The sequence below is a fragment of the Pseudomonas sp. S37 genome (genome assembly GCF_016658545.1).
Lineage (GTDB): Bacteria > Pseudomonadota > Gammaproteobacteria > Pseudomonadales > Pseudomonadaceae > Aquipseudomonas.
On sequence record NZ_JACVZC010000010.1, the window covers coordinates 23026 to 48406 of the forward strand.

25 protein-coding genes and 1 pseudogene are annotated in these 25381 nt (G+C 58.6%); 6 read left to right on the forward strand and 20 right to left on the reverse strand.

Annotated features, from left to right (window positions below; translation table 11 throughout):
- Window positions 1-12: 12 nt before the first annotated feature.
- The 11 genes from atpG to mnmG all read right to left on the reverse strand — a co-directional run bounded on the left by atpG (window position 13) and on the right by mnmG (window position 9643).
- Window positions 13-873 carry a F0F1 ATP synthase subunit gamma gene (gene atpG, locus IAE39_RS06005; protein ID WP_201200281.1) on the reverse strand — a complete coding sequence of 287 codons (861 nt, stop codon included), beginning with the start codon at window positions 871-873 and terminating at the stop codon, window positions 13-15.
- Between the two features lie 48 nt (window positions 874-921).
- Window positions 922-2466: a F0F1 ATP synthase subunit alpha gene (gene atpA / locus IAE39_RS06010; protein ID WP_201200282.1), complete on the reverse strand. Its 1545-nt coding sequence runs from the start codon at window positions 2464-2466 to the stop codon at window positions 922-924.
- A gap of 21 nt (window positions 2467-2487) precedes the next feature.
- Window positions 2488-3024 carry a F0F1 ATP synthase subunit delta gene (locus IAE39_RS06015; protein ID WP_201200283.1) on the reverse strand — a complete coding sequence of 179 codons (537 nt, stop codon included), beginning with the start codon at window positions 3022-3024 and terminating at the stop codon, window positions 2488-2490.
- A 12-nt stretch (window positions 3025-3036) separates the two neighbouring features.
- Window positions 3037-3507 (reverse strand): F0F1 ATP synthase subunit B, encoded by a 471-nt coding sequence (locus tag IAE39_RS06020; protein ID WP_003253189.1) that lies wholly within the window; start codon window positions 3505-3507, stop codon window positions 3037-3039.
- A 59-nt stretch (window positions 3508-3566) separates the two neighbouring features.
- The gene (gene atpE / locus IAE39_RS06025) at window positions 3567-3824 is read right to left on the reverse strand and encodes a F0F1 ATP synthase subunit C (protein ID WP_003097235.1); all 258 of its coding nucleotides are present in this window, start codon (window positions 3822-3824) and stop codon (window positions 3567-3569) included.
- Window positions 3825-3968: 144 nt separating this feature from the next.
- Entirely contained in the window at window positions 3969-4838 is an 870-nt protein-coding gene (atpB, locus tag IAE39_RS06030) for a F0F1 ATP synthase subunit A (RefSeq protein WP_003260030.1), read from the reverse strand.
- A gap of 16 nt (window positions 4839-4854) precedes the next feature.
- A complete protein-coding gene (locus tag IAE39_RS06035) occupies window positions 4855-5262 on the reverse strand; it encodes a F0F1 ATP synthase subunit I (protein WP_201200285.1) in 408 nt (135 codons plus the stop codon).
- Between the two features lie 149 nt (window positions 5263-5411).
- Window positions 5412-6284: a ParB/RepB/Spo0J family partition protein gene (locus IAE39_RS06040; protein ID WP_201200289.1), complete on the reverse strand. Its 873-nt coding sequence runs from the start codon at window positions 6282-6284 to the stop codon at window positions 5412-5414.
- Window positions 6285-6293: 9 nt separating this feature from the next.
- Window positions 6294-7085, reverse strand: coding sequence for a ParA family protein (locus IAE39_RS06045; protein WP_012274913.1), 792 nt, complete (start codon window positions 7083-7085; stop codon window positions 6294-6296).
- A gap of 18 nt (window positions 7086-7103) precedes the next feature.
- On the reverse strand, window positions 7104-7754 hold the full coding sequence (rsmG, locus tag IAE39_RS06050; RefSeq protein WP_201200291.1) for a 16S rRNA (guanine(527)-N(7))-methyltransferase RsmG: 651 nt from the start codon (window positions 7752-7754) through the stop codon (window positions 7104-7106).
- Entirely contained in the window at window positions 7751-9643 is a 1893-nt protein-coding gene (gene mnmG / locus IAE39_RS06055; RefSeq protein WP_201200293.1) for a tRNA uridine-5-carboxymethylaminomethyl(34) synthesis enzyme MnmG, read from the reverse strand. The genes rsmG and mnmG overlap by 4 nt, the downstream gene beginning before the upstream one ends.
- 340 nt (window positions 9644-9983) lie before the next feature.
- Between mnmG and IAE39_RS06060 the strand changes: the two genes are divergently transcribed.
- Window positions 9984-10196, forward strand: coding sequence for a hypothetical protein (locus IAE39_RS06060; protein ID WP_201200295.1), 213 nt, complete (start codon window positions 9984-9986; stop codon window positions 10194-10196).
- Between the two features lie 82 nt (window positions 10197-10278).
- Here the strand turns inward: IAE39_RS06060 and mnmE are convergent, their stop codons facing one another.
- From mnmE to rpmH, 5 genes are all read right to left on the reverse strand, one after another.
- The gene (mnmE, locus tag IAE39_RS06065; protein ID WP_201200302.1) at window positions 10279-11649 is read right to left on the reverse strand and encodes a tRNA uridine-5-carboxymethylaminomethyl(34) synthesis GTPase MnmE; all 1371 of its coding nucleotides are present in this window, start codon (window positions 11647-11649) and stop codon (window positions 10279-10281) included.
- An 88-nt stretch (window positions 11650-11737) separates the two neighbouring features.
- Window positions 11738-13420, reverse strand: a complete 1683-nt coding sequence (gene yidC / locus IAE39_RS06070) for a membrane protein insertase YidC (RefSeq protein WP_201200304.1) — start codon at window positions 13418-13420, stop codon at window positions 11738-11740.
- A 2-nt stretch (window positions 13421-13422) separates the two neighbouring features.
- Window positions 13423-13668 (reverse strand): membrane protein insertion efficiency factor YidD, encoded by a 246-nt coding sequence (gene yidD, locus IAE39_RS06075; RefSeq protein WP_075046823.1) that lies wholly within the window; start codon window positions 13666-13668, stop codon window positions 13423-13425.
- Entirely contained in the window at window positions 13661-14065 is a 405-nt protein-coding gene (rnpA, locus tag IAE39_RS06080; protein WP_016712775.1) for a ribonuclease P protein component, read from the reverse strand. Before rnpA ends, yidD begins: the two co-directional genes overlap by 8 nt.
- A gap of 13 nt (window positions 14066-14078) precedes the next feature.
- Complete coding sequence (gene rpmH, locus IAE39_RS06085) at window positions 14079-14213, reverse strand: 50S ribosomal protein L34 (RefSeq protein ID WP_003253163.1); 135 nt, start codon at window positions 14211-14213, stop codon at window positions 14079-14081.
- Between the two features lie 595 nt (window positions 14214-14808).
- On the opposite strand from rpmH, the gene dnaA reads away from it, so the two are divergent.
- Genes dnaA through gyrB form a run of 4 tightly spaced genes read left to right on the forward strand, consistent with a single transcriptional unit; the run spans window position 14809 to window position 21028 of the window.
- Window positions 14809-16341: a chromosomal replication initiator protein DnaA gene (gene dnaA / locus IAE39_RS06090; RefSeq protein WP_201200306.1), complete on the forward strand. Its 1533-nt coding sequence runs from the start codon at window positions 14809-14811 to the stop codon at window positions 16339-16341.
- A gap of 40 nt (window positions 16342-16381) precedes the next feature.
- Entirely contained in the window at window positions 16382-17485 is a 1104-nt protein-coding gene (gene dnaN, locus IAE39_RS06095; protein WP_016712777.1) for a DNA polymerase III subunit beta, read from the forward strand.
- 14 nt (window positions 17486-17499) lie between these two features.
- The gene (gene recF / locus IAE39_RS06100) at window positions 17500-18603 is read left to right on the forward strand and encodes a DNA replication/repair protein RecF (protein WP_201200308.1); all 1104 of its coding nucleotides are present in this window, start codon (window positions 17500-17502) and stop codon (window positions 18601-18603) included.
- 4 nt (window positions 18604-18607) lie between these two features.
- A complete protein-coding gene (gene gyrB / locus IAE39_RS06105; protein ID WP_201200310.1) occupies window positions 18608-21028 on the forward strand; it encodes a DNA topoisomerase (ATP-hydrolyzing) subunit B in 2421 nt (806 codons plus the stop codon).
- Between the two features lie 492 nt (window positions 21029-21520).
- Here gyrB and IAE39_RS06110 read toward each other — a convergent pair whose 3' ends face one another.
- The 4 genes and pseudogenes from IAE39_RS06110 to IAE39_RS06125 form a co-directional block, all read right to left on the reverse strand.
- Complete coding sequence (locus IAE39_RS06110) at window positions 21521-21892, reverse strand: helix-turn-helix domain-containing protein (RefSeq protein WP_201200312.1); 372 nt, start codon at window positions 21890-21892, stop codon at window positions 21521-21523.
- Between the two features lie 6 nt (window positions 21893-21898).
- On the reverse strand, window positions 21899-22201 hold the full coding sequence (locus tag IAE39_RS06115; protein ID WP_201200315.1) for a type II toxin-antitoxin system HigB family toxin: 303 nt from the start codon (window positions 22199-22201) through the stop codon (window positions 21899-21901).
- 89 nt (window positions 22202-22290) lie between these two features.
- Window positions 22291-22698 (reverse strand): annotated as a pseudogene (locus IAE39_RS06120) (RcnB family protein).
- Window positions 22699-22973: 275 nt separating this feature from the next.
- Window positions 22974-24266 carry a sigma-54 interaction domain-containing protein gene (locus IAE39_RS06125; protein WP_201200317.1) on the reverse strand — a complete coding sequence of 431 codons (1293 nt, stop codon included), beginning with the start codon at window positions 24264-24266 and terminating at the stop codon, window positions 22974-22976.
- A 221-nt stretch (window positions 24267-24487) separates the two neighbouring features.
- Here IAE39_RS06125 and IAE39_RS06130 point away from each other — a divergent pair, with 221 nt between their 5' ends.
- The gene (locus IAE39_RS06130; protein WP_201200319.1) at window positions 24488-25372 is read left to right on the forward strand and encodes an MBL fold metallo-hydrolase; all 885 of its coding nucleotides are present in this window, start codon (window positions 24488-24490) and stop codon (window positions 25370-25372) included.
- The last annotated feature ends 9 nt before the right edge of the window (window positions 25373-25381 follow it).

The following is a 25381-nucleotide window of genomic DNA, read 5'->3' on the forward strand; positions in this document are numbered from 1 at the left end:
ATTTTTGAACCGTTAAACCGCGGCAGCGCCGCCGACGATTTCCGAGATCTCCTGGGTGATCGCAGCCTGACGCGCCTTGTTGTAGATCAATTGCAGCTCTTTGATCAAATCACCGGCGTTGTCTGTGGCGTTCTTCATGGCGATCATCCGGGCCGCTTGTTCAGCAGCGTTGTTCTCGACCACCGCCTGGTACACCTGCGACTCCACGTAACGCACCATCAAGCCGTCCAGCAGCTCTTTTGCGTCGGGTTCGTACAGGTAGTCCCAGTGGTGCTTGAGTTCCTGATCCGGGGTTGCCACCAACGGTACCAATTGCTCGACCGTCGGTTGTTGGGTCATGGTGTTGATGAACTTGTTCGAAACCACCGAAAGGCGATCGATACGGCCGTCCAGGTAGGCGTCCAGCATCACTTTGACGGAGCCGATCAGATCGTTGATCGATGGCTCTTCGCCCAAGTGGCTGATCGCGGCTACGACGTTGCCGCCAAAGATGCGGAAGAAAGTCGCACCCTTGCTGCCGATCACGCACAGGTCGATTTCCACGCCCTGTTCGCGGTTTGCGTTCATGTCCTTGACCAGGGCCTTGAACAGGTTGGTGTTCAAGCCACCGCACAGACCACGGTCACTGCTCACCACGATATAACCGGCGCGCTTTACAGGGCGGTCGATCATGAACGGGTGGCGGTATTCCGGGTTGGCGTTGGCCAGATGACCGATCACCTGGCGGATACGCTCCGCGTAAGGACGGCTAGCAGCCATGCGCATTTGTGCCTTGCGCATTTTGCTGACCGCCACTTTCTCCATGGCGCTGGTAATTTTTTGCGTGCTTTTGATGCTCGCAATCTTACTGCGAATCTCTTTTGCGCCTGCCATGTATCACCTATCAGGTTAGCAAGCGGGGGCCAGGGCCCCCGCTGCGGCTTACCAGGTCTGGGTGGCCTTGAACTTCTCGATACCGGCTTTCAGGCCAGCGTCGATTTCGTCGTTGAAGTCACCCTTCACGTTGATCTTCGCCAGCAATTCGGCGTGATCACGGTTGAAGTAGGCAATCAGCGCTTGCTCGAAGCTGCCGACCTTGGAGACTTCCACGTCAGTCAGGAAACCACGCTCAGCGGCGTACAGCGACAGGGCCATGTCCGCGATGGACATTGGCGCGTACTGCTTCTGCTTCATCAGCTCGGTTACGCGCTGACCATGCTCCAGCTGCTTGCGGGTCGCTTCGTCCAGATCGGAAGCGAACTGGGCGAATGCAGCCAGTTCACGGTACTGAGCCAGCGCGGTACGAATACCACCGGACAGCTTCTTGATGATCTTGGTCTGAGCGGCACCACCTACGCGGGATACCGAAACACCGGCGTTCACTGCAGGGCGGATGCCCGAGTTGAACATGGCCGATTCCAGGAAGATCTGACCGTCGGTGATGGAAATCACGTTGGTCGGAACGAACGCGGAAACGTCGCCAGCCTGGGTTTCGATGATCGGCAGGGCGGTCAGGGAACCGGTCTTGCCAGTGACTGCGCCGTTGGTGAACTTCTCGACGTACTCTTCCGAAACGCGCGATGCACGCTCCAGCAGACGGGAGTGGAGATAGAACACGTCGCCTGGGTACGCTTCACGTCCTGGTGGACGGCGCAGCAGCAGGGAGATCTGACGGTAGGCAACGGCCTGCTTGGACAGGTCATCGTAAACGATCAGGGCGTCTTCGCCGCGGTCACGGAAGAACTCGCCCATGGTGCAGCCGGCGTATGGCGCCAGGAACTGCAGTGCGGCGGATTCCGAAGCACTGGCAACAACCACGATGGTGTTGGCCAGGGCGCCGTTTTCTTCCAGCTTGCGAACGATGTTGGCAACGGTGGAACGCTTCTGGCCGACAGCAACATAAACACAGAAAATACCGGAGTCTTTCTGGTTGATGATGGCGTCGATGGCCATGGCGGTCTTGCCGATCTGACGGTCACCGATGATCAGCTCGCGCTGGCCACGGCCGACAGGGATCATGGCGTCGACGGACTTGTAGCCAGTCTGTACAGGCTGGTCTACCGACTTACGCCAGATCACGCCTGGGGCTACTTTCTCGACCGCGTCGGTCTCGGTGTTGCCCAGCGGACCTTTGCCGTCGATCGGGTTGCCCAGTGCGTCAACGACGCGGCCCAGCAGTTCCTTACCAACCGGAACTTCCAGGATGCGGCCGGTGCACTTGGCGCTCATGCCTTCGGCGAGGGTGTCATAGGCCCCCAGGATCACTGCACCTACGGAGTCCTGCTCCAGGTTCAGGGCCATGCCGTAGACGCCGCCAGGGAACTCGATCATTTCGCCGTACATGACGTCGGCCAGACCGTGGATCCGCACGATACCGTCGGATACCGAAACAACGGTACCTTCGTTACGGGCTTGGGAGCTCACATCGAGGTTGTCGATGCGGCCCTTGATGATTTCACTAATTTCGGAAGGATTGAGTTGCTGCATTGCTCTGCTGCCCCTTCAAACTCAAGATTTCAATGCTTCGGCCAGTTTCGCGATTTTGCCGCGAACAGAGCCATCGATTACCAGGTCACCAGCGCGGATGACGACGCCGCCAATCAGGCTGGCATCCTCCGACGCGTGCAGGCGAACTTCCTGGCCTAGCCGTGCACTGAGAACCTTGGCGAGTTTGTCTTGCTGTTCTTGGTTCAACGCGAAGGCACTGGTGACTTCCACGTCCACGGATTTTTCTTGCTCGGCCTTGTACAGGTCGAACAGGTTGGCAATCTCCGGCAGAAGCAGGAGACGGTCATTTTCCGCGGCAACATGAATGAAATTCTGTGCCTGTGCATTGAACTTGTCACCGCACACGTCAATGAACGTGGCGGCCTTTTCTGCGCTCGTCAGTCGCGGGGCCTTGAGCAGGCGCTGCATGGTGTCGTCTTGCGACACCGCAGCAGCCAGGCCGAGCATGGCTGACCAATTGGCCAGTTGCTGATGGGCCTGGGCATGCTCAAAGGCAGCCTTAGCGTAAGGTCGGGCCAACGTGGTCAGTTCTGCCATGATCGCCCTCGCTTAAATTTCAGCGGCCAGTTTGTTAACCAGCTCCGCATGCGCGTTTTGATCGATTGTGGCGCCAAGGATCTTTTCAGCACCGCCAACAGCCAGGGCACCCACTTGGGCACGCAGGGCGTCTTTAGCGCTGTTCAGTTCCTGTTCGATCTCGGCCAGAGCCTGAGCCTTCACACGGTCAGCTTCGACGCGGGCCTGTTCACGGGCTTCCTCGACAAGCTGAGCAGCGCGCTTCTTGCTTTGCTCAATGATTTCGGCTGCCTGTGCTTTAGCTTCACGCAGTTGCTGACCCGCTTTCTCTTGGGCCAGCTCCAGGTCGCGAGCTGCGCGGTTGGCAGCGTCCAAGCCGTCGGCAATCTTCTTTTGACGCTCTTGCAGGGCAGTAATGACCGGAGGCCATACGTACTTCATGCAGAAGAGTACAAAAATCAGGAAGGCAACGGATTGGCCAATCAGGGTTGCATTAATGTTCACGCCAACACCTCGCTCGGTCTTTGGTTCATCACAGCTATCAACTCGTGGTTAACGAGTGATTAGCCGGCGATTTGACCAACGAACGGATTCGCGAAGGTGAAGAACAGAGCGATACCAACACCGATCATGGTTACGGCGTCGAGCAGACCGGCAACGATGAACATTTTAACCTGCAGCATTGGAACCATTTCTGGCTGGCGAGCAGCGCCTTCCAGGAATTTGCCGCCCAGCAGGCCGAAACCAATGGCGGTACCCAGAGCACCCAGGCCGATCAGCAGAGCAACAGCGATAGCGGTCAGACCAACTACAGTTTCCATCTTTCCTCCCGACTTTTACGTCGTATTGGTTAGGTTTTTAAGTTGAAGCGGTAAAACAAATCGTTTGGTACAGCATGCCCTTGCGGACTTTTTAAGCCCTCCCCCCAAACAGGCGGGGAAGGCTATCAGACACGCCAGGCGGTCTTAATGGTTATCTTCGTGCGCCATCGACAGGTAGACGATGGTCAGCATCATGAAGATGAAAGCTTGCAGGGTGATGATCAGGATGTGGAACACAGCCCACGCCCATTGCAGCACCACACCCAGGCCACTCAGCCAGAGCAGGCCGGAGCCGAACATTACAGCGATCAGGATGAACACCAGCTCGCCGGCGTACATGTTGCCGAACAGACGCAGTGCCAGCGAGATCGGTTTGGCGATCAGGGTGACGAATTCCAGCAGGAAGTTGACCGGAATCAGCAGGATCTGCACGAAGATGTTCTTGCTGCCGAACGGGTGCAGTGTCAGCTCGCCGATGAAGCCGCCCAGGCCCTTGACCTTGATGCTGTAGAAGATGATCAGGGCGAACACGCAGAAGGCCATGGCCAGGGTCGCGTTCGGGTCGGTGGTCGACACGGCGCGGAACGGAATGTGCGGATCACCGGAAATCAGGATGGCCAGCTGAGGAATCCAGTCGACCGGTACCAGGTCGACGGCGTTCATCAGGAATACCCAGACGAAAATGGTCAGCGCCAGCGGTGCAATGACCGGGCTACGGCCGTGGAAGGAGTCCTTCACGCTGCCGTTGACGAAGTCGACCATCACTTCCACGAAGTTCTGCAGACCGCCAGGCTGACCGGAAGTCGCCTTCTTGGCCGCCATGCGGAAGATGAACAGGAAGATCAGACCCAGCGCAACGGACCAGCCCAGGGTGTCCAGGTGGAACGCCCAGAAGCCCATTGCCTTGGCTTCTGCAGCCGAATGGGCGAAGCCCCAGCTGCCGTCTGGTAGTTGACCGTAGGTCAGGTTCTGCAAGTGGTGCTGGATATAGCCCGAAGCGGTTTCTGCTGCCATGGTTGCCTCAAACGCCCTAAGGTCTCGAAAGTCTTTTATTCATTAGCAGTGGCGCGAACCAGCTGACCATGAGGGTCAGCAGGAAGACGCCGAATACTGCTAACGGCGCCAATGGCTTCACTCCTGCGAAGGTCAGTGCAAACAACACTGCCGTCAAAATCATTTTGCCTGCCTCGCCAGCGTAGAACGACTTGACGATGGCCTGCGCTGCCCGGGCTCCGCTAAAGCGAAATGCCTTCCAGGCGAAGTACAGATTGGGTAGCCAGGCAATCAAACCTCCGCAAAGGCCTGAATATCCACTGACCGCCCCTTTCCACTGCCACAACACCAACGTTGCCAGCAGCGCTACAACAAACTGAGTCAGCAGTACCGGAAAAACCGCCCAGCGATGGAAAGGCAGGCGGTTTGGCGTGCGTATTTCCATCACAACTGCTCCTCGGAAGTCGACCAACAAGTCAGCTATGACTTGGCATAATTTGTGCCGACAAAATGCGCGCAGAGTATAGGGGTGGATTAACCCCTATTCAACTCTTCGGTAGTGATTTCCGACTGCGCGCTACAACAGGAATTGTTTCAGCGGATGTGAGCGAGCACGCCTTGCAACTCGTCAAGCGAGTTGTAGCGAATAACCAACTGGCCCTTGCCCTTGTTGCCATGGCGGATCTGCACGGCAGAGCCCAGGCGCTCTGCGAGCCGCTGTTCAAGGCGTGCGATATCCGGATCAGGTTTGCTCGGTTCGACCGGATCAGGCTTGTCGCTGAGCCACTGGCGAACCAGTGCCTCGGTTTGGCGCACAGTGAGGCCACGTGCGACAACATGACGCGCCCCCTCTTCCTGACGATCTTCGTCCAGGCCGAGCAATGCACGGGCGTGGCCCATTTCCAGATCGCCATGGGCGAGCATGGTCTTGATCGCCTCGGGCAGGGTAATCAGGCGCAGCAAGTTAGCCACGGTCACCCGCGACTTGCCCACAGCGTCAGCCACCTGTTGCTGGGTGAGCTCGAACTCTTGCTGCAGGCGCTGCAGGGCCAGGGCTTCTTCCAGCGGGTTGAGGTCTTCGCGCTGGATGTTCTCGATCAGCGCCATGGCAATGGCGGCTTCGTCGGCCACTTCGCGGACCATGGCCGGGATGGTATCCAGGCCAGCCTGCTGGGTGGCGCGCCAGCGGCGCTCACCGGCGATGATCTCGTAGCGGTTGTCGCCGATCGGGCGCACCACGATCGGTTGCATCACGCCATGCGTGCGAATCGAGTGCGCGAGCTCTTCCAGCGCCTGCGGGTCCATGTCCCGGCGAGGCTGGTACTTGCCACGCTGGATCAGCTCGACCGGCAGGTGTTGCAGTTCTTTCTGGTCGATCTTCACAGCCTGCTCTTCGAGCGCGCTGACGGAAGGACCACTGAGCAGTGCATCCAACCCACGTCCGAGACCCCGTTTCTTGACGGCCATACGGATTCCTTAAGTTGTTTGTGCAGTGCGTGATTGACGGCGTTGACGGCGAACCAGTTCCCCAGCCAGGGCCAGATAAGCCAGCGCGCCACGCGATTGCTTGTCGTAGGCCAAGGCCGGCATGCCGAAGCTGGGGGCCTCGGCCAGGCGAATGTTGCGCGGAATGACCGTGTCGTACAGCTGCGGGCCGAAGTGCTCCTTCAGCTGCGCCGAAACATCATTGTTCAGGCTCAGGCGCGGGTCGTACATGGTCCGCAGCAGGCCTTCGATCTTCAGTTCCGGGTTCAACCGGGCGGCGATGCGCTTGATGTTATCCACAAGGTCACTGAGACCTTCCAGCGCGTAGTACTCGCACTGCATGGGGATAATCACGCCATCGGAAGCGACCAGGGCGTTCAGTGTCAGCATGGACAACGAAGGCGGGCAGTCGATGAGGATGTAGTCGTAGTTCTCGCGGATGGGCGCCAGCGCATTGCGCAGGCGGCTTTCCTTGACCTGCATTTCCAGCAGCACCACCTCGGCGGCGGTCAGGTCGCGGTTGGCCGGCAGCAGCTGGAAACCACCGTGCTCGGAGTAATGCATGGCCTGGGCCAGGTCGCATTCCCCGATCAGCAGGTCGTAGACCGAGTGCTCGAGCTCGTGTTTGTCCACACCGCTGCCCATGGTGGCGTTGCCCTGCGGATCGAGGTCGATCAGCAGCACACGACGCTTGGTCGCGGCCAGCGAGGCGGCGAGATTGATACAGGTGGTGGTCTTGCCTACACCACCTTTCTGGTTCGCGATTGCGAATACCTTAGCCATTGATGCGCGTGTTCCCAGTCATGCCTTGCGGCGCAGTATCAGCAGATGGCGCTGGCCCTGGCAACCCGGAACGGTCAGGGCCTGTTCGCTTTCCACTGTGAAGTCTGCGGGCAATGCTACCAGTTCATCGGCAGGATGCAGCCCCTTCATTGCAAGCCATTGCGTCCCGGTGTCGCCCAGGTGGCGGGTCCAATTGGTGAAGTTCTCCATGCTGCTGAAAGCACGCGAGATGATTCCGTCGAACGGTTGCGCTGGCTGGAAGGCTTCGACCCGGCTGTGGATAACCGTCAGGTTGTCCAGCTTCAGCTCCATTTTCACCTGGGTCAGGAAGCGGGTTTTCTTGCCATTGGCGTCCAGCACGGTAACGCGTTTGTGCGGATGCAGGATAGCCAACGGGATGCCTGGCATGCCACCACCGCTGCCAACATCCAGCCAGTTGTCACGCTCACTGTGGATAAACGACATGACGCTGAGGCTGTCGAGCAAGTGGCGCGAAACCATCTCGTCCGGGTCACGCACAGCAGTCAGGTTGTAGGCTTTGTTCCATTTGATCAACAGGGCCAGATAACCAAGCAGCCTCTCGTGCTGTTCGGCACTCAGCTCGACACCTAGCTGGCGCGCACCTGTGGACAACTCTTCAGCGTGTTGCGGGGTGACCAGGGAACTCAAGCGCTTTGCTCCAATTCGCGGCCAGCGCCGCGTTTTTTCAAGTGAATCAGCAACAGGGAAATCGCCGCCGGGGTCACGCCCGGGATGCGCGAAGCCTGGCCCAAGGTTTCCGGGCGGGTCTGGCCCAGCTTGCCCTGGATCTCCTTGGACAGGCCGGAAATCGTCGTGTAGTCGATATCCACAGGCAGGCGGGTATCTTCGCTGGCGCGCAGCCGGGCGATTTCATCCTGCTGGCGGTCGATGTAGCCAGCGTACTTGGTGCGGATTTCAACCTGCTCGGCGACCTGTGGGTCGATGGCTGCACCGCCGGTCGCCTCAATCAGGCCGGCATAGTCGATTTCCGGGCGCGCCAGCAGGTTCAGCAGGCTGTACTCGTGGCTGAGTGGGGTGCCGAACTTATCCACAATGGCCTGGCCTTGCTCGGTGTTCGGCCGTACCCAGGTCGACTTCAGGCGCTGTTCTTCGCGCTCGATGCCATCGCGCTTGGCGCAGAACGCGGCCCAGCGCTGGTCATCGATCAGGCCCAGTTCACGGCCCTTTTCGGTCAGGCGCAGGTCGGCGTTGTCTTCGCGCAGGATCAGGCGGTACTCGGCACGCGAGGTGAACATGCGGTACGGCTCCTGGGTACCCAGGGTAATCAGGTCATCGACCAGTACGCCGATGTATGCCTCGTCGCGGCGCGGGCACCAGCTTTCACGGCCCTGCGCCCGCAGTGCGGCGTTGGTCCCGGCCAGCAGACCTTGGGCACCGGCTTCTTCGTAACCGGTAGTGCCATTGATCTGCCCGGCGAAGAACAGGCCGCCGATGACTTTGGTCTCGAGGCTGTACTTCAGGTCGCGCGGGTCGAAGTAGTCGTACTCGATCGCGTAGCCCGGGCGCACGATGTGGGCGTTTTCCATGCCGCGGATCGACCGCACCAGCTCCAGCTGCACGTCGAACGGCAGCGAAGTGGAAATGCCGTTGGGGTACAGCTCATGAGTGGTCAGGCCTTCCGGCTCGATGAACACCTGGTGGCTGTCCTTGTCGGCGAAGCGGTGGATCTTGTCTTCGATCGACGGGCAGTAGCGCGGGCCAACCCCTTCGATCACACCCGAGTACATCGGCGAACGATCAAGGTTCGAGGCAATGATTTCGTGGGTACGCGCGTTGGTGTGGGTGATCCAGCAGCTCACCTGGCGCGGGTGCATGTCGGCATTGCCCATGAACGACATCACCGGGATCGGCGTATCACCCGGCTGCTCGGTCATGACCGAGAAGTCTACCGAGCGGCCATCGATGCGTGGCGGGGTACCGGTTTTCAGGCGGCCGACGCGCAGCGGCAATTCACGCATACGGTGGGCCAGTGCAATCGAAGGCGGGTCGCCGGCACGACCGCCGGAATGGTTTTGCAAGCCAATGTGGATAAGGCCGCCGAGGAAAGTACCGGTGGTCAGTACCACCGATTCGGCGAAGAAACGCAGGCCCATCTGGGTAACCACGCCCTTGACCTGGTCCTGCTCGACGATCAGGTCGTCGCAGGACTGCTGGAATATCCACAGGTTTGGCTGGTTTTCCAGGATTTCACGCACCACTGCCTTGTAGATGGCGCGGTCCGCCTGTGCACGGGTGGCGCGTACGGCCGGGCCCTTGCGGTTGTTCAGAACGCGGAACTGGATGCCGCTCTTGTCGGTGGCCAGCGCCATGGCGCCGCCGAGCGCATCGATCTCTTTCACCAGATGGCTTTTGCCAATACCGCCGATGGCGGGGTTGCAGCTCATGTGACCGAGGGTTTCCACGTTATGGGTCAGCAGCAGGGTTTTTACACCCATGCGTGCAGACGCAAGCGCAGCCTCGGTACCGGCATGGCCGCCGCCGATGACGATCACTTCAAAACGGGAAGGGAAATCCACCACGCACCTCGTGCCTGTTTTTGCGAATAGAGAAGGTAAGCGGACAAGTATAGGGACTTCACCCCCCTTAAAGAAACCGTCTGAGCAAATTTTGACCAGTCTGTGGATGAGTGGCAAACAACAGAAATCAAAGAAGAGAAATTTATAAAAGCTTTGTTTTTATGTTTATTCTTATGCACAGCCTTATCTGTGGATAAACCTTTGTAGACCATGAATTACGCCATGTACAGAGAAATTAAACCCTGTGGTTGGAGTGCCATAAGGGGTATGGATAACGCGATTTAGCCTGTGGATTAAACGCCTGTTTACCCACAGGCGGTTTTGTCCTCAGAAAAAAAGCATGCTTATCAACGGAGCTGAAGGCGGGTTTTCCACAGGGCTCCTGAAGCCAGATTTATGCCTGTGGATGAAAGAAGATTCAGATTTGCGGCCAGGTACGGACAAGGTGGGAGCGGGCGTGCCCGCGAAGAGGCCGGTGCAATCGCTGAAAATTTTTGGCTGGACCGGCGCCTTCGCGGGCACGCCCGCTCCCACAGGTAAACGCTTAACCTGACTACGGTCATCTTCCGCAACGAATTTCTGGCAAAAAAAAGCCGCTCCCGAAGAAGCGGCCTATGGCATTGCCTGACTGTGGATTATTTGCCAATACAGAAGCTGGAGAAGATTCGCCCCAGCAAATCATCCGAACTGAATGCCCCGGTGATCTCGCCCAACGCGTGCTGCGCCTGGCGCAGGTCTTCCGCCAACAGCTCTCCTGCGCCCGCCAATGTCAGTTGTGCACGACCGTGCTCCAGGTGCTCACTGGCCTGGCGCAACGCATCCAGATGGCGCCGGCGGGCGCTGAAACCGCTCTCGGCAGTCTGTTCATAACCCATGCAGGCCTTCAGGTGGTCGCGTAGCAGCTGCAGGCCTGCATCATTGCCCTTGGCACTGAGGGTAATGGTCACATGCCCGTCATCGCAAAGTTCCAGCCCCACCTGCTCGCCACTCAGGTCGGCCTTGTTGCGAATCAGCGTAACCTTGGCCGGGTCTGGCCGCTGGTCGAGAAACTCGGGCCACAACGCGAACGGGTCGCTGGCCTCGGGCGCGGTGGAGTCGACCACCAGCAACACCCGGTCAGCCTCGCCAATGGCCTTCAACGCGCGTTCCACGCCGATCTTTTCCACATGGTCATCGGTATCGCGCAAACCGGCTGTATCAACCACATGCAGCGGCATGCCGTCGATGTGGATATGTTCACGCAGGATATCCCGGGTGGTGCCGGCGATATCGGTAACGATAGCCGCTTCGCGTCCGGCGAGCTGGTTCAGCAGGCTGGATTTGCCAGCATTCGGCCGGCCAGCGATGACCACGGTCATGCCGTCACGCAGCAAGGCACCCTGCCCGGCTTCACGCTGCACGGTGGATAACTCGCCACGCACCGCATCTAACATCGACAGCACATGGCCATCGGCAAGGAAGTCGATTTCCTCTTCGGGGAAGTCGATTGCTGCCTCGACGTAGATACGCAGGGCAATCAACGCCTCAGTCAGGCTGTGCACACGCTTGGAGAACTCCCCCTGCAATGAGCGCAGCGCGTTGCGCGCGGCCTGACTGGAGCTGGCCTCGATCAGGTCGGCGATGGCTTCTGCCTGGGCCAGGTCGAGCTTGTCGTTGAGAAATGCGCGCTCGCTGAACTCGCCCGGGCGGGCCAGGCGGCAGCCCACTTGTACACAGCGCTGCAGCAGCATGTCCAGGACCACCGGGCCACCGTGCCCCTGCAGTTCCAGCACATCTTCACCGGTGAACGAATTCGGCCCGGGGAAGAACAACGCGATCCCCTCGTCCAGCACCAGCCCTTCCTCATCGCGGAACGGGCCATAGTGGGCGTGCCGCGGGGTAAGTGTACGACCGGTTATCAACTGGCCAGCCTTGGCCGCCAGAGGGCCGGACAACCTGACAATACCCACACCACCGCGGCCCTGGGCAGTAGCGATGGCGGCGATGGTTTCACGCACAGTGTTCATGCTCGAAAGCCTCTACGACAAAAACGACAGATAGCAAAAACGCCCCACTAGGGGGCGTTTTTTATTCACAGGCTAGCGTATCAGCCCGTCAGGCAGCAGCTTTTTTCGTTGCTGCTTCGATGCGACGGGTGATGTACCACTGCTGCGAAATCGACAGGCAGTTGTTCACAACCCAGTACAGCACCAGACCAGCTGGGAACCACAGGAAGAAGAAGGTGAAGATGATTGGCATCATTTTCATTACCTTGGCCTGCATCGGATCCGGCGGCGTCGGATTCAGGCGCTGCTGGATGAACATGGTAGCGCCCATGATGATCGGCAGGATGAAGAACGGATCCTTGATCGACAGGTCGGTAATCCACAGCATCCATGGGGCCTGGCGCATTTCCACGCTTTCCAGCAGTACCCAGTACAGGGCCAGGAACACCGGCATCTGCACCAGGATCGGCAAGCATCCGCCCAACGGGTTGATCTTCTCTTTCTTGTACAGCTCCATCATCGCCTGGGACATCTTCTGGCGATCGTCACCGAAGCGTTCCTTCAGTGCGGCGAGCTTCGGCGCAACGGCACGCATGCGCGCCATGGAGCGGTAGCTGGCAGCCGACAGCGGGAAGAACAGGCCTTTGATGAGCATGGTCAGGACAATGATCGACCAGCCCCAGTTACCCAACAGGCTGTGGATATGTTGCAGCAGCCAGAAGATTGGCTGAGCGATGAACCACAGGAAGCCGTAGTCGACAGTCAGTTCCAGGCCTGGGGACAACTCTTTCAGCTTGGACTGGATCTTCGGACCGGCGTACAGCATGGCGCTGGTTTCAACCTTGCCACCTGCGGGTACGTTAAGAGCCGGGCCGGTGTAGCCGATGATGTAGTTGCCTTGACTGTCCTTGCGGGTCTGGACAACGTTGTTGTCCGATTTAGCCGGAATCCAGGCGGTTACGAAGTAGTGCTGCAGCCAGGCAACCCAGCCGCCAGACACATTTTCTTTCAAACTACCTTTGTCGATGTCCTTCATCGAGACCTTTTTGTAAGGCTCGGAAGCTGTCCACAGGGCTGCACCCAGATAGGTCGCGGTGCCGGTGGCAGTGCTCGAAGACGGGTCACCGCTGGCGTCACGCTTGAGCTGGGCAAACATGTTGCCGCTCCACGCCTGACTGCTCTGGTTGTCGATCAGGTAGCTGACATTCAGGTCGTACTCACCGCGCTTGAAGCTGAAGCGCTTGATGTAGTTGACGCCGTTGTCGCTGAACTTCAGGTCGACCACCAGTTGTTGCTGGCCATCAGCCAGCTGGTAGCTCTTCTGTTCGGCAGCATACAGCGGGCGACCGCTGGCGCGAGCGTCCGGGCCGTTGGCGCCGGTCAGACCGCTTTGTGCCAGGTAGACACGCTCACCACCGTTGTCGAACAACTGGAACGGAATGTCCGGGTGGTCCTGACGGCGTGGGTACTGCGGCAGGTTCAGTTGGACGATGTCACCACCGACCGGATCGATAGCCAGTTCCAGGACGTCGGTCTTGACGCGGATCAGGTCCTTGCTGAGTGCGGCCGGTGCCAGTTCGGCAGGGCTCGATTCGGCGTTGGCGCTCGGTACATCGGCGCTGGCACCGTTGTTACCGGCCGGCACGCCATCGGGCAAGCCCGGAGCAACAGTGCTGGCAGCAGTATTCTGAGTCGGCAGGGCAGCCTGGCCGTAGTCATCGTTCCACTTCAGGACCATGACGTAGGACACGACTGCCAGCGCGGCGATCAGGATCGTGCGTTTAATATCCATGATTACTCGGCTATCGAAGAAGTTCGGGAGGAAGGAGCGGGTGGAACGGGGTCGAAACCGCCGTCATTCCACGGATGACAACGCCCCAGGCGACGAACGGCCAGCCACCCACCACGCCAGAGGCCATGGTTTTCGATGGCTTCATATGCATAACAGGAGCAGCTGGGGAAGAAACGACAGTGGCTGGCCATCAGAGGACTAATGGCATAACGGTAAAACTGGATCGGAACGAGCGCCAGTTTACGCATCTTGGCTGTCTACCCCTGCCGAATTGGCGGTGACTGCTGGTGTTGGCCGGCTGCGCGCCAGGCGTTTCCAGAGTTTGCCAAAGTGTTGGTGCAATTCCGGGTTTTCTACCTCACCCAATCCCTTGCGCGCGACGATCACAATGTCCAACCCGGCAAGCATTTGCTGGTTCAGACGAAAGGAATCGCGCATCAAGCGCTTGAGGCGATTGCGTTGAACGGCGAGCTTGACGCTCTTCTTGCCGATCACCAGGCCGAGGCGTGGGTGATCAAGGCCGTTCTCGCGAGCAAGGATCAGCAGGTTTTTCCCTGGAACCTTGCCGGTTGGGGAGTCGAAGACCGCTTTGAAATGTCGGGGTGTAAGCAGTCGCTTTTCCCGACTGAAGTCCTGACTCACCACCTGTGCCGAAAAATCAAATGGCCAGACGCTTACGGCCTTTGGCACGACGACGCGACAGGACAGCGCGGCCGTTCTTGGTAGCCATACGGGCACGGAAACCGTGAGTGCGCGCGCGCTTGATGGTGCTTGGTTGGAAAGTACGTTTCATGGCGTGTTACCTGGTTTGTCGACGACGGGCCGGGATGGCCCCCTTTTTAAGAGACCGGCGATTCTAGAGAAAGCAAGCCCGTAGGTCAATTTCCAACCAGTCTTTCCCTATAGAGCACGTGATGGACGGTGCTGGTTGGTACATCACCAGAGGGTGCTTGATCGGACACACGAATCGGGGACAACATGAAAAAAAAGAAGAGACATATAAAAAGCTTTTCTGAAAAATCTATAAATCTTAAGTGGATAAGTTTCTGTGGATAACAAGCTCTAGGCCAGTATTCATGCACTGTACAGAGTTTCATAAGGTTGTTCTGAACCGGTGCTGCGCTTGTTTTCTACGTGGTCGAAACCTGTGGATTAAAATGTCGATTATCCACAGATGAGTTATCAACAGGACTGACCTCAGGGTTGTGCATAGCCCTCGTGGGCGGTTATCCACAGGCCTTATTCACATGGCCGCCAAGCCGATTTGGTCGATAAATGGCTGTTTTGTCATGGTTCCTAACGTGTCCACATGTGGATAACTGAACGCTCGACCGGTACAATGGCGGTTTGTTTTTGCCTCATCCGGCTTTCAAACTCAGGGGATATCCGTGTCAGTGGAACTTTGGCAGCAGTGCGTGGAGCTTCTGCGCGATGAACTGCCTGCCCAGCAATTCAACACCTGGATCCGTCCGCTACAGGTCGAAGCCGAAGGCGACGAGTTGCGCGTCTATGCGCCTAACCGTTTCGTTCTCGATTGGGTCAATGAAAAGTACCTGGGCCGCTTGCTCGAGCTGTTGGGCGAGAACGGCAGCGGCATAGCACCTGCCCTTTCCTTATTAATAGGTAGCCGCCGCAGTTCGGCGCCACGGGCTGCGCCCAACGCGCCGGTCAGTGCCGCCGTGGCCGCTTCGCTGGCGCAGAGCCAGGCCCCCAAGGCCGCTCCGCTGGCAGCTGCGGCCGAACCGGTTGCCCTGGCCCCAGCCGAACCTGTGCTGGTCGATCAACTGGCCGAGCCGTCTTCACGTGATAGCTTCGATGCCATGGCCGAACCTGCTGCAGCACCCGCTGCCAGTGGCCGGGCCGAGCAGCGCACCGTGCAGGTTGAAGGCGCGCTCAAGCACACCAGCTACCTGAACCGGACCTTTACCTTCGACACTTTCGTCGAGGGTAAGTCGAACCAACTGGCACGTGCAGCCGCCTGGCAGGTGGCAGATAACCCCAAGCATGGCTACAACCCGCTGTTCCTTTATGGCGGCGTAGGTTTGGGCAAAACCCACCTCATGCATGCTGTGGGTAACCATCTGCTGAAGAAGAACCCGAACGCCAAGGTGGTGTACCTGCATTCGGAGCGCTTCGTCGCCGACATGGTCAAGGCGTTGCAGCTCAACGCCATCAACGAATTCAAGCGCTTCTACCGCTCGGTAGACGCGCTGCTGATCGACGATATCCAGTTCTTTGCCCGTAAAGAGCGCTCGCAGGAAGAGTTTTTCCACACCTTCAACGCCCTGCTTGAGGGTGGCCAGCAGGTAATCCTGACCTCTGACCGCTATCCCAAGGAGATCGAAGGCCTGGAAGAGCGCCTGAAATCGCGCTTCGGCTGGGGCCTGACGGTGGCTGTCGAGCCGCCAGAGCTGGAAACCCGCGTGGCGATCCTGATGAAGAAAGCCGACCAGGCCAAGGTCGAGCTGCCGCATGACGCAGCCTTCTTCATTGCCCAGCGTATTCGCTCCAACGTCCGTGAGCTGGAAGGTGCACTGAAGCGGGTGATCGCCCACTCGCACTTCATGGGCCGTGACATCACCATCGAGCTGATCCGCGAATCGCTGAAAGACCTGCTGGCGCTGCAAGACAAACTGGTCAGTGTGGATAACATTCAGCGTACCGTCGCCGAGTACTACAAGATCAAGATCTCCGATCTGTTGTCCAAGCGCCGTTCGCGCTCTGTTGCGCGCCCGCGCCAGGTGGCCATGGCCCTGTCCAAGGAGCTGACCAACCACAGTCTGCCGGAAATCGGCGACATGTTCGGTGGTCGCGACCATACGACCGTGCTGCACGCCTGCCGCAAGATCAACGAACTGAAGGAATCCGACGCGGACATCCGCGAGGACTACAAGAACCTGCTGCGGACGCTGACGACCTGATGGCCGTTTGCGCAGCTAATTGAAGGCAAGGGACTAGACCATGCATTTCACCATTCAACGCGAAGCCCTGTTGAAACCCCTGCAACTGGTCGCCGGTGTCGTCGAGCGCCGTCAGACCTTGCCGGTCCTGTCCAACGTATTGCTGGTCGTGCAAGGCCAGCAACTGTCGTTGACCGGTACCGACCTGGAAGTCGAACTGGTAGGCCGCGTGCAACTGGAAGAGCCGGCTGAGCCTGGCGAGATCACTGTCCCGGCGCGCAAGCTGATGGACATCTGCAAAAGCCTGCCGAACGACGCCCTGATCGATATCAAGGTCGATGAGCAGAAGTTGTTGGTCAAGGCCGGCCGCAGCCGCTTCACCTTGTCGACCCTGCCAGCGAACGACTTCCCGACTGTGGAAGAAGGCCCGGGCTCGCTGACCTGCAACCTGGAGCAGAGCAAGCTGCGCCGCTTGATCGAGCGTACCAGCTTCGCCATGGCTCAGCAGGATGTGCGTTACTACCTCAACGGCATGCTGCTTGAGGTTTCCCGCAACACCCTGCGTGCAGTGTCGACTGATGGCCACCGCTTGGCGCTGTGCTCCATGACTGCGCCGATCGAGCAGGATGATCGCCACCAGGTCATCGTGCCACGTAAAGGTATCCTGGAACTGGCGCGCCTGCTAACCGACCCGGAAGGCATGGTTAGCATCGTCCTGGGCCAGCATCACATCCGTGCGACCACCGGCGAGTTCACCTTTACCTCCAAGTTGGTGGACGGCAAGTTCCCTGATTACGAGCGCGTACTGCCTAAAGGTGGCGACAAACTGGTGGTCGGTGACCGTCAGGCCCTGCGTGAAGCCTTCAGCCGTACCGCGATCCTCTCCAACGAGAAGTACCGTGGTATTCGCCTGCAACTGGCTGCTGGCCAGTTGAAGATCCAGGCGAACAACCCCGAGCAGGAAGAAGCGGAAGAAGAAATCAGCGTGGACTACGAAGGTAGTTCGCTGGAAATCGGCTTCAACGTCAGCTACCTGCTGGACGTGCTGGGGGTGATGACTACAGAGCAAGTTCGTCTGATTTTGTCTGATTCCAACAGCAGTGCCCTGCTGCAGGAAGCTGGCAACGACGATTCTTCCTACGTTGTCATGCCGATGCGCCTGTAACCGTAGCAGGCGACATGTCCCTTCGACGTATCATGGTCACCGCGGTGCGCAACCTGCACCCGGTGACTCTCTTACCTTCCCCCCGCATCAACATCCTTTACGGCGATAATGGCAGCGGCAAGACCAGCGTGCTCGAAGCCGTACATTTGCTTGGGCTGGCGCGGTCTTTCCGTAGCACCCGCTTGAACCCGGTCATTCAATACGAACAGCCTGCTTGTACCGTGTTTGGTGAGGTGGAGTTGACCGAGGGTGGCACCAGCAACCTGGGTGTTTCTCGGGAGCGCCAGGGGGAATTTACTATTCGCATCGACGGGCAGAATGCGCGCAGCGCTGCCCAGTTGGCAGAGTTGTTACCGCTTCAGCTCATCAACCCAGACAGTTTCCGTCTTCTGGAGGGGGCGCCGAAAATACGCCGCCAGTTCCTGGATTGGGGGGTGTTCCACGTGGAACCTCGTTTTCTGCCTGCCTGGCAACGGCTGCAGAAGGCGCTGCGGCAGCGGAACTCATGGTTGCGGCATGGTACACTTGACCCAGCTTCGCAAGCCGCTTGGGACCGGGAATTGTGCCTGGCCAGCGCGGAAATAGATGAATACCGTCGCAACTACATCAAGGCCTTGAAGCCCGTCTTCGAGCGAACCCTGAGCGAACTGGTCGAGCTGGACGGGTTGACCCTGAGCTACTACCGAGGCTGGGACAAGGATCGGGAACTGCAAGAAGTACTCGCCTCCTCTCTCCTTCGCGATCAGCAGATGGGCCATACCCAGGCCGGTCCGCAGCGTGCTGATCTGCGTCTTCGTCTGGCTGCCAACAATGCAGCCGACATTCTGTCGCGTGGTCAGCAAAAGCTGGTGGTATGCGCATTGCGCATTGCCCAAGGCCACCTCGTTAGCCAGGCTCGCCGCGGTCACTGTATTTATCTCGTGGATGACTTGCCGTCCGAACTGGACGACCAGCATCGCCGCGCACTGTGCCGCTTGCTTGAAGAATTACGCTGCCAGGTGTTCATCACCTGTGTAGATCACGAATTACTGAGGGAAGGCTGGCAGACGGAAACGCCAGTTGCTTTGTTCCACGTGGAACAAGGCCGTATCACCCAGACCCACGACCATCGGGAGTGAAGGCATGAGCGAAAATCAAACGTACGACTCCTCCAGCATCAAGGTGCTGAAAGGTTTGGATGCCGTACGCAAGCGTCCCGGCATGTACATTGGCGACACCGATGATGGTAGCGGCCTGCACCACATGGTCTTCGAAGTGGTCGACAACTCGATCGACGAAGCCCTCGCCGGTCACTGCGATGACATCACCGTCATCATCCACCCGGACGAATCCATCAGTGTGCGCGACAACGGTCGCGGCATTCCGGTCGACGTGCATAAAGAAGAAGGCGTTTCCGCAGCTGAGGTCATCATGACCGTACTGCACGCCGGCGGTAAGTTCGACGACAACTCCTACAAAGTATCCGGCGGTCTGCACGGCGTAGGTGTATCGGTTGTTAACGCCCTGTCCGAGAAGTTGGTACTCACCGTTCGCCGCAGCGGCAAGATCTGGGAACAGACCTACGTTCACGGTGTTCCACAAGCGCCGATGGCGGTTGTCGGTGAAAGCGAAACCACCGGTACCCACATCCACTTCAAACCGTCGGCTGAAACCTTCAAGAACATTCACTTCAGCTGGGACATCCTGGCCAAGCGTATCCGTGAGTTGTCGTTCCTCAACTCGGGCGTTGGCATTCTGCTGAAGGATGAGCGCAGCGGTAAGGAAGAGTTCTTCAAGTACGAAGGCGGCCTGCGTGCGTTTGTTGAGTACCTGAACACCAACAAGACCCCGGTCAACTCCCAGGTCTTCCACTTCAACGTTCAGCGTGACGATGGCGTGGGTGTTGAAGTCGCCCTGCAATGGAACGACAGCTTCAACGAAAACCTGCTGTGCTTCACCAACAACATTCCGCAGCGTGACGGCGGTACTCACCTAGTGGGCTTCCGCTCTTCGCTAACTCGTAGCCTGAACAGCTACATCGAGCAGGAAGGCCTGGCCAAGAAGAACAAGGTGGCAACCACTGGCGACGACGCCCGTGAAGGCCTGACCGCAATCATCTCGGTAAAGGTGCCGGACCCGAAGTTCAGCTCGCAGACCAAAGACAAGCTGGTCTCCTCGGAGGTGAAAACCGCCGTGGAACAGGAGATGAACAAATACTTCGCCGACTTCCTGCTGGAAAACCCGAACGAAGCCAAGGCCGTCGTTGGCAAGATGATCGACGCTGCCCGTGCTCGTGAAGCGGCCCGTAAAGCCCGTGAGATGACTCGTCGCAAAGGTGCGCTGGATATCGCCGGCCTGCCAGGCAAACTGGCGGACTGCCAGGAGAAGGACCCTGCCCTTTCCGAACTGTACCTGGTGGAGGGTGACTCCGCAGGTGGCTCGGCCAAGCAAGGCCGTAACCGTCGTACCCAGGCGATCTTGCCGCTGAAGGGTAAAATCCTCAACGTCGAGAAAGCGCGCTTCGACAAGATGATTTCGTCCCAGGAAGTGGGCACGCTGATCACGGCGCTGGGCTGCGGTATCGGTCGCGAAGAGTACAACATCGACAAGCTGCGTTATCACAACATCATCATCATGACCGATGCTGACGTTGACGGTTCGCACATCCGTACCCTGCTGCTGACCTTCTTCTTCCGTCAGTTGCCGGAGCTGGTCGAGCGCGGCTACATCTACATTGCCCAGCCACCGCTGTACAAGGTGAAGAAAGGCAAGCAGGAGCAGTACATCAAGGACGACGAGGCCATGGAAGAGTACATGACCCAGTCGGCCCTGGAAGATGCCAGCCTGCACCTGGACGAATCGGCGCCAGCAGTTTCCGGTGTGCAGCTCGAGGCGCTGGTCAATGAGTTCCGCAGTGTGATGAAGACGCTCAAGCGTCTGTCTCGCCTGTATCCGGAAGAGCTGACCGAGCACTTCATCTACCTGCCTGAAGTTACGCTGGATCAGTTGGGCGACCATGCTGTGATGCAGTCGTGGCTGAGCAAGTTCCAGGAGCGTTTGAACAACAGCCAGAAGTCTGGCCTGGTGTACAAGGCAAGCCTGCGCGAAGACAAGGAGCGCAACGTCTGGCTGCCGGAAGTGGAAGTGACTTCCCACGGTCTGGCCAGCTACGTCACCTTCAACCGCGACTTCTTCGGCAGCAACGACTACCGTACAGTGGTCAACATCGGTTCCAAGCTGTCCAGCTTGCTGGGTGAAGGTGCCTACGTTCAACGTGGGGAGCGCCGCAAGGCGATTGTCGAATTCAAGGAAGGCCTGGACTGGCTGATGAACGAGACCACCAAGCGTCATACCATTCAGCGATACAAAGGGCTGGGTGAGATGAACCCTGACCAGCTGTGGGAAACAACCATGGACCCAACCGTGCGCCGTATGCTCAAGGTCACCATCGAAGATGCGATCGCAGCCGACCAGATCTTCAACACCCTGATGGGTGATGCGGTCGAACCTCGCCGTGACTTCATTGAAAGTAATGCGCTGTCGGTTTCGAACCTGGACTTCTGATTCAATCGCCTTTCGAAAGAATCAGTATCAGAAAGTCCATAAAATTAAAGCCCCGGCCTAGTGCCGGGGCTTTATATTTTGAAGCCGATGATCGAGGACCCCATTGGCCAGCGACCTAGGTAGGTGAACTGATTTGTAACCCATGAGGGTGAGTCATACCCCAGCACTTCACGACCATTTTGTTGAAGCCAACAAAATGGTGTTGTTGGGCTCCGGTTCCCAGCGCGAGCTTGACGACGTGCACCTCTCGCGTACAAGTAATCGATTTTGTGGATGAGGGCAACGTCGCATTAATGCGAATTTGGGAAAAGCGCAAGATGGGCTATAAGACGATGGGGTACAGGATGGTCGACAGCCTGGCCACTAAGAAACTGCTCTAGCGGGCGATCGCAAAGCTCCTGTATCTACACTCGAAGGCAAATTAAACGAACCCCAGTATTACTGGCGTTCTGCTTTTTGATCCCCAGGAATGAAATATATTCCGGGCGGGCCCTAAGCCATCTTCACGGGCTTGATCAGGCTTTCTGCCGGAATGCCAAACAGATCGTGCAGCTTCCATATCATGGGCAGCGTCAAAGAGCGCTTACGGTTCAGCACTTCATAGACCCGGTTTGTCTTACCGATGGCAGGAGCCAGATCGGCAGCGGTGAGGCCGGACTGTTCCATGCGGAACTTGATGGCCTCGATCGGGTCTGGCAACTCCACTGGAAAATGCTTGCTCTCGTAAGCCTCGATCAAGGTGATCATGACCTCAAAAGCATCTCCCTCTGGCGTGCCAGGTTCTGGCTCACTCTCAAACAGCGGAGAAATCTCCTTGAGTGCAGCCCGGTAATCGTCATCGTTGCGGATTGGGCGGATGTTCATAAATGGTCACTCCATCTCCACAGTGTTTGCGTCGATTTTGTCGTAATCCTCGTGCGTGCCAACAAATTTTATGTAGACCGCTCCAAAGCGGTAGGCAACGGCTACCACCAGCCTGTAATCGTTACCTTTGATATTGAAGACCACGCGCCTGCCTTTCAGGATGCTTGCGTTACGGTATTGGCTCTTGATGGCATCAGGGCTGACCCATTTAGCGTTCCTGGTTTCGTCTACCCATGCGCGTAATGGCTGTTCAGCTTTTGGGTACATTTCCCAAAACGATTTCAACTGGCTGATGGCGATAATCTTCATGGTTTGCAGTGTAGTCCCAAGGTGGGACTACATGCAAGGTTTGGCGAAATCGCTTAGAAACTATTCAACGTTCCACGTGGAACAGGCCTTCAGTAGCCAGTAAGAATGTTGACGATTACGCCACTGGCAATCGCTACCAGCACATAGTCTCCGTTCACATACAACCAGCGGTGATCGCGCGGCGGTGCATACAGGTGGCGTGCTTTCCAGTCGGTCACCCAGTAACGGTCGCCACGGTAATGCGGGTCGACCGCATGCCCACGCTGCCACTGTTGATGGGGTACCGGCATGCCTTATTGTGGGCGGAAGTTCGGGTCGCGGTACGCCGGGCCACGGCCATTGTCATGGCGACCTTGTTGCTGTGGTTGGCCATGTGGCGGGTTGCCCTGATGCGATGGGCCGCCATCATGCCGGTCAGGCGGGCCTGGCTGGGCGAAGCTGGCCAGAGGTGCGCTGAGCATGAGCGCGGCGCAGATCACGGTTAGGGTTTTCTTCATTTGTTGCGGTCCTCTGTGCGGTTAACTCATCAGACCATGGATTTGGGTACTTAATGTCAGGACAGAGGTAAAGGTCGGGTAAAGGTATACGAGGGTCTCTAGGCTTTCGCCATACCTGTGGGAGCGGGTTCACCCGCGAACACCGGCGAGGCCGGTGCCATGCACCGCGTCACATTCTTCGCGGGTAAACCCGCTCCCACAGGTGTTGCGCTGTATTTGGGATCTGCGCTGTACCTTTGGGAGCTGTCAGCGATAGGGCCAGCACAGGCAACGGGTTAATTCAGACCGAGCGCCTTCAAGCGGCGGTACAGCGTGCGTTCGCTCAATCCCAGGTGAAGGGCAAGCTCACTGCGCGACCCCTTGAACTGCTCAAGGGCCTGCGCCAGCTCCCCTAGGTCATTACGCCGTCCGCCTGACTTCATGACCGGCATTGGCTCAATGTCTTCCGGCAAATGCTCCGGCCGAATCACCCCGTCATCAGCAAACAATCGCGCCCGCTCCAGAATATTGCGCAGCTCGCGAATGTTGCCCGGGAACGGGTGCAACCCAAGCTGCTGCAAGGCACCGTCGCTCAAGCTGGGCGTCGACTTGCCGGCCATGCGTTGCAGCAGGCTCAGCGCCAGCAAGGGCAGATCCTCGACCCGCTCGCGCAGCGCCGGCAGACGAATCGGGAAACCGCTGATGCGGTAGTAGAGGTCTTCGCGGAAGCTACCCTCGGCAACCATTTGCCTGAGCGGTTTGTGCGTCGCCGATACCAGGCGAAAATCGGAGTGCACCGTACGCAGGCTGCCCACCGGGCGGAAGCTGCCAGACTCGATCAGGCGCAGCAGCTTCACTTGCATGGCCAGCGGCACTTCGCCAATTTCATCGAGGAACAAGGTACCGCCATGGGCTGCCTCAGCCAGGCCGATCTTGCGCTGGTTGGCGCCGGTGAATGCACCCTTCTCGTAGCCGAACAATTCGCTCTCGAACAGTGATTCAGTCAAGCCGGTGCAGTCGACCACCACCAACGGGCCGTTTGCCCTGGGGCTGCCCATATGCAGCGCGCGGGCGAACAATTCCTTTCCGGTACCCGACTCACCCTGCAGCAATACCGGAATCTGTGCTGGCGCCGCACGTTGCAGGCTGGCCAGGGCCGCTTTGAAGGCCGGAGCCCGGCCGACCAAGCCCTGCTCCTGAGGCTGCGCCGAAGCAAGGGTGATGGTAGTCAGGCGTTCGACAAAGGCCACCACCCTGCCCTGTTCGTCCAGGATAGGCCGCAGCTCGACATCCACATGCTCCGGCCCGCGTGGCGTGTGATGGATGTGCAACACCCGCTCCGGTACCTTGCTGTCCCACGCCTTGCGCATCGGGCAATGTTCGCCGGCCTGGTCGCACGGTACGGCGTAGTGGTGCGAGACCTTGTGGCACTTTTCGCCCAGCGGCGCCTGGTCATGGCTACCGAACTGGCGGCGATAGGCTGCGTTGGCAGCGAGGATGTTGTAGTCGGTGTCCAGCACGATGGTCGGCAGGGCATCGTGCTCAAGGTAGGAAACCAGCGCTAGGATGAGGGGATGGGCTTCAGGCATGACGGCACCGTTTGGATGACCGGCGCAGGGTAACAAGGACTGCCAAACACTGCCATTGGCTGACAGTCGACTGCCATTCGCGCTGCCAGTACGGCCCACAGCTGTCAGCGCCCGGCCGGTTTCATTGAGCCATGCGCGGGAAAAAGCCTGGCATGCATCTTGATAAACCTCCTGTCACTGCCTACGCCTTAAAAGGCGCGGCGGATAAATTGGAGAACGTGATGATCATCGGCAACAACCTTCACGTGGACGCCTTTTACGACAAGGCGACCTCGACCATCAGCTACCTGGTCATGGACCGTGAAACCCGGCAATGCGCGTTGATCGATAGCGTGCTGGATTACGACCCCAAGTCCGGGCGCACCTGCAGCGCGTCGGCCGATCGCCTGATCGAGCGCGTGACTGAACTGAATGCCAGCGTGCGTTGGGTGCTGGAAACCCATGTGCACGCCGACCACCTTTCAGCAGCGGCCTACTTGAAGGAAAAGCTAGGCGGCCATACCGCCATCGGCGCGCACATTACCCAGGTGCAGAAAGTGTTCGGGGCCCTGTTCAATGCCGAGCCTGGTTTTGCCCGCGATGGCAGCCAGTTCGACGTGCTGTTCGAAGACGAGGAAGGGTTCCGCATTGGCAACCTGCGTGCCCGCGCATTGCACACCCCGGGGCATACGCCCGCTTGCATGAGCTACATGATCGAGGATGCTGGCGAGATCGCAGTGTTCGTCGGTGACACCCTGTTCATGCCCGACTACGGCACCGCCCGCTGTGACTTCCCGGGCGCTGACGCCCGCACCTTGTATCGCTCAATCCGTCGCCTGCTGGCCTTCCCCGACCAGACCCGCCTGTTCATGTGCCACGACTACCTGCCAGGCGGCCGCGACATGCAGTACGTCACCACCGTGGCCGAGCAGCGCGCCGGTAATATCCACATCCATCAGGGTGTCGATGAGGACAGCTTCGTCGCCATGCGTGAAGCCCGTGACAAGACCCTCGACATGCCGGTGCTGATCCTGCCTTCGGTGCAGGTGAACATGCGCAGCGGCCAGCTCCCCCCGCCGGAAGCCAACGGCGTGAGCTACCTGAAGATCCCGCTGAACAAGCTGTAAGCGCCCTGC

Excerpts from the sequence above, each read along its gene's own strand:
- atpG (WP_201200281.1), bottom strand. The coding sequence starts at position 873 with ATGGCAGGCGCAAAAGAGATTCGCAGTAAGATTGCGAGCATCAAAAGC.
- atpA (WP_201200282.1), bottom strand. The coding sequence starts at position 2,466 with ATGCAGCAACTCAATCCTTCCGAAATTAGTGAAATCATCAAGGGCCGC.
- IAE39_RS06015 (WP_201200283.1), bottom strand. The coding sequence starts at position 3,024 with ATGGCAGAACTGACCACGTTGGCCCGACCTTACGCTAAGGCTGCCTTT.
- atpE (WP_003097235.1), bottom strand. The coding sequence starts at position 3,824 with ATGGAAACTGTAGTTGGTCTGACCGCTATCGCTGTTGCTCTGCTGATC.
- atpB (WP_003260030.1), bottom strand. The coding sequence starts at position 4,838 with ATGGCAGCAGAAACCGCTTCGGGCTATATCCAGCACCACTTGCAGAAC.
- IAE39_RS06035 (WP_201200285.1), bottom strand. The coding sequence starts at position 5,262 with ATGGAAATACGCACGCCAAACCGCCTGCCTTTCCATCGCTGGGCGGTT.
- IAE39_RS06040 (WP_201200289.1), bottom strand. The coding sequence starts at position 6,284 with ATGGCCGTCAAGAAACGGGGTCTCGGACGTGGGTTGGATGCACTGCTC.
- IAE39_RS06045 (WP_012274913.1), bottom strand. The coding sequence starts at position 7,085 with ATGGCTAAGGTATTCGCAATCGCGAACCAGAAAGGTGGTGTAGGCAAG.
- IAE39_RS06060 (WP_201200295.1), top strand. The coding sequence starts at position 9,984 with ATGCTTATCAACGGAGCTGAAGGCGGGTTTTCCACAGGGCTCCTGAAG.
- mnmE (WP_201200302.1), bottom strand. The coding sequence starts at position 11,649 with ATGAACACTGTGCGTGAAACCATCGCCGCCATCGCTACTGCCCAGGGC.
- yidC (WP_201200304.1), bottom strand. The coding sequence starts at position 13,420 with ATGGATATTAAACGCACGATCCTGATCGCCGCGCTGGCAGTCGTGTCC.
- yidD (WP_075046823.1), bottom strand. The coding sequence starts at position 13,668 with ATGCGTAAACTGGCGCTCGTTCCGATCCAGTTTTACCGTTATGCCATT.
- rpmH (WP_003253163.1), bottom strand. The coding sequence starts at position 14,213 with ATGAAACGTACTTTCCAACCAAGCACCATCAAGCGCGCGCGCACTCAC.
- dnaN (WP_016712777.1), top strand. The coding sequence starts at position 16,382 with ATGCATTTCACCATTCAACGCGAAGCCCTGTTGAAACCCCTGCAACTG.
- recF (WP_201200308.1), top strand. The coding sequence starts at position 17,500 with ATGTCCCTTCGACGTATCATGGTCACCGCGGTGCGCAACCTGCACCCG.
- gyrB (WP_201200310.1), top strand. The coding sequence starts at position 18,608 with ATGAGCGAAAATCAAACGTACGACTCCTCCAGCATCAAGGTGCTGAAA.
- IAE39_RS06110 (WP_201200312.1), bottom strand. The coding sequence starts at position 21,892 with ATGAACATCCGCCCAATCCGCAACGATGACGATTACCGGGCTGCACTC.
- IAE39_RS06115 (WP_201200315.1), bottom strand. The coding sequence starts at position 22,201 with ATGAAGATTATCGCCATCAGCCAGTTGAAATCGTTTTGGGAAATGTAC.
- IAE39_RS06125 (WP_201200317.1), bottom strand. The coding sequence starts at position 24,266 with ATGCCTGAAGCCCATCCCCTCATCCTAGCGCTGGTTTCCTACCTTGAG.
- IAE39_RS06130 (WP_201200319.1), top strand. The coding sequence starts at position 24,488 with ATGATCATCGGCAACAACCTTCACGTGGACGCCTTTTACGACAAGGCG.